This is a genomic window from Aquiluna sp., assembly GCF_965064355.1.
In genome coordinates this window covers 1-3,127 of the sequence record NZ_CBCHRQ010000102.1, presented here as the reverse complement: position 1 = coordinate 3,127, position 3,127 = coordinate 1, and the positions used below count along the sequence as shown (strand labels likewise).

3 protein-coding genes are annotated in these 3,127 nt (G+C 55.4%); all 3 read right to left on the bottom strand.

Annotated elements, in window-relative coordinates; translation table 11 throughout:
• Positions 1-233: 233 nt before the first annotated feature.
• Positions 234-1,211: a 4-hydroxythreonine-4-phosphate dehydrogenase PdxA gene (locus AC128V_RS07005; protein ID WP_482763951.1), complete on the bottom strand. Its 978-nt coding sequence runs from the start codon at positions 1,209-1,211 to the stop codon at positions 234-236.
• A complete protein-coding gene (locus AC128V_RS07000) occupies positions 1,211-1,669 on the bottom strand; it encodes a ribose-5-phosphate isomerase (RefSeq protein WP_482763950.1) in 459 nt (152 codons plus the stop codon). The genes AC128V_RS07005 and AC128V_RS07000 overlap by 1 nt, the downstream gene beginning before the upstream one ends.
• 2 nt (positions 1,670-1,671) lie before the next feature.
• Positions 1,672-3,127: dihydroxyacetone kinase family protein (locus AC128V_RS06995; RefSeq protein WP_482763949.1), on the bottom strand; the 1,456-nt coding region annotated here is incomplete at its 5' end.

Here is a 3,127-nt window from a genome sequence, read left to right as displayed (position 1 = left end):
CAATCATCGTGATTGGACCAGAGAGTGCGAATGCGGTCTCAGTCTCGGTAGTTTCGGTAGGGCTGGCCTCAGTTGTCTCTGCAGGCTCACTTGTTGTTGCGCAAGCTGTGAGCGTTAGCAGTGCCAAAGAAGCTAGAGAGGCCGCCTTGATGAATTTTCCTTTGGGCTTCATTTCTTTCCACTTTCTTCGTTGAAAAAGGGCATCTTTGCCCCTACCCGTGAGCCGTAAAGCTTCACGAATTCTTCTCCGCATTGCGAATTGCAGCCCTGACGCTGTAGTCAAAGGCCGCTTGGCTAGCACCAATGTTGGCCTTGTTTTGGCCAACCAGGTCAAATGCGGTTCCATGCGCTGGCGTAGCGATTGAGATCGGGAGTCCGCCCTGCACGGTTACACCAGAATCGAAGCCAATTAGCTTCATGGCAATCTGGCCTTGGTCGTGGTACATGGTCACAATCCCGTCAAAAAGGTGTCTTTTCGTGGCGAAAATCGTGTCGGATGGATACGGACCATCGATATCGATCCCCTCCGCCTGGGCCGCCTCAACTGCCGGGGCGATGATGTCGATTTCCTGACGACCAAAGTTTCCATTCTCGCCAGCGTGCGGATTTAGTCCGCAGATGCCGAGTCTGGGGTTTGGCTTTCCCGAGACGATTAAGCTCTCGCGCAGAAGGTGAATTGCTGACATGACGTTTTGGAAAGTGACCTTTTGGGCAACCTCACTAATAGGAATGTGAGAGGTGACCCGCGCCGTGGTGAGTGAGTCAAGAATGTTCAGTTCGGAGGTGAACCCATCAAACTCGAGCTCCGTGGCAAACAAGCGCAACTCATCCTCGTGGTGCATACCAGCCAGTTTTAGGCTGGTTTTATTTAGCGGTCCAAACATGATCGCGTTGGTCTTTCCCGACTTAGCCATTGCCAGACCTTGCATTAGGCCTGCCATTACGCGCCGACCAGCAGCCTCGCTGACCTTTCCCAACTCGATACTCATATCGGCCTTACCACTGGGAATCAGCTGCACCTTTCCTGGCTCCTCGTCCAGAGACCATTGCAGCTGCAGTCCGGTCTGGGACTCGGCCAGAGCGACCTCTTCGGGATCGGCGAGTAATTGCACCTGAACCTTTGAGAGATTCTCTGGTTTCGTAAGAAGCTTGAGAACAATCTCCGGGCCAATGCCGGCCTGGTCACCAAGTGTGATTGCTAGTTTCGGCATTAGCAGCTCCCATCGAATTCAGAAATCAGTCGAACCTTCTCAGCTGAAGCCGAGGTTTCATCGAATTCGTAGCCGAGCCACTCACGAACTAAACGCTTAGCAAGTTCAAGACCAATCACTCGCTCGCCCATGGTCAAAACCTGTGCATTATTGCTGAGCACCCCGCGTTCGACTGAGTAGCTGTCGTGAGCGGTTACAGCGCGAATACCGCTGACCTTGTTTGCTGAGATTGCCATCCCTAGACCGGTGCCGCAGATCAAAAGACCACGCTGAGCATCTCCACGAGCAATGCTGTTCGCCACATCAAATGCGACTGTCGGGTACGCGGTCGTGTCGTTTGCCGAGACACCAAAGTCCACAACCTTTGAGACCCTGGGATCCGACTCCAAAAGCTTCTTGAGTTCCTCCTTGTAGCGAAAACCGGCGTCATCGCTGCCGATAGAAATAATCTGAGGCATCTCTAATCCCTTCCAATCTCAGTCATGATGGTGTTGAGCGACTCAACGCTCAGCGCAAAAGAAATTGCTCCGGCATCCGGATGCCCGACTCCCTTTTCGCCGTGAATTCGGGCTCGGCCAACTCGTGGTAACAGCTTGGCGGTAGCCGACGCCTGAGCATTTGCCTCTGCACTGGCGGCGACCCAGGAGGCGCTCAAGCCGTCACCGGATTGCACGCGCGCAGAGAAAGTTTCGACGAATGGCACCATGGCATCGACCATGGTCTTGTCCCCTGGGCGAGCCCCACCAATCTCCTGCACCTGATCTGCTGCGTATTTCAAGGCGTCAGCAATCGAGGTGGCCGAGAGTGTGGACTGAGTTGAAAGCGATGAAGCCATGGAACTCAGGAAGATGCCCCATATTGCACCCGAGGTTCCACCTCCGGACTCGCTCCAACCGCTGGCCGCGATGCTGAGTCCCTGCACGACTCCACGGACGTCACTTTCTGAGAGTTTTCTAGCGGCACCGGCTGCGCCGCGCGCCATCCCAATACCGTGATCGCCATCACCAACAAGGGTGTCGAGCTCTCCAAGCCGACTCTCTTGTGCTCGCATCAGCGCTTCCAGCTCATCAAACACTCTGCGCACATGTGCTGCGTAGTGAGCCGAGTTTTCTGGCTCACTGAATGCTTCCCCCTGCATGGAATAGCTCTGGGAAACCTCCAACTCATCGGCTTTTGCCCTCACCTTCTTAAAGGCGGGAGTATTGCAGTCTCTGAGCCATAGTCCCTCGAGTTCTGGAGTCAGAGACGCGATAGTTAGGGAGCAGCCCGCCATATCAAGGCTGGTAACCAACTCGCCGACCTCAGGCTCAATGACCTCGAAACCGTATCCGAGCAGTTCTCGCGCGACGAATCCATAAACGGCGAAGAGCTCCTCGTACTTCATGGTGCCCAGTCCGTTTAGCAGCACTGTGATCCGCTTAGAGTCCATTGCTCTCACCTCAGGTAAGAGTCGCCCTACCAGCACCTTCGCAAGACCCTCGGGAGTCGGGAGATCTTCCTCACCTATCCCGGGTTCGCCGTGAACCCCGAGTCCGAGTGCCATCTTTCCGGCCGGAACTGAAAACAGTGGTGAGTCCGCTCCTGGAAGTGTGCAGCCCGAAAACGCTACCCCGAAAGTGCGAACACGACTGTTGGCTTCAATTGCAACTCGCTCGACGGCATCAAGGTCGTAGCCCAGGTCCGCAGCCGCGCCCGCTATCTTGAAAACGACCAAGTCGCCTGCAACTCCCCGGCGCTCCGAGGCGCTGTCTGCTGGAGCGCTTGAGATGTCATCGGTGACTCGAACCGTTCTAACGTCTAACCCAAGTGCCCTCAGCTGCTCTTGAGCTAGTGAAAAATTCAGGGTGTCCCCCATGTAGTTTCCGTAGCTCAACAGGACACCTGCACCCGACTCAGCCGCTTTGGCAACGCGAAAC

Excerpts from the sequence above, each read along its gene's own strand:
- AC128V_RS07000 (WP_482763950.1), bottom strand. The coding sequence starts at position 1,669 with ATGCCTCAGATTATTTCTATCGGCAGCGATGACGCCGGTTTTCGCTAC.
- AC128V_RS07005 (WP_482763951.1), bottom strand. The coding sequence starts at position 1,211 with ATGCCGAAACTAGCAATCACACTTGGTGACCAGGCCGGCATTGGCCCG.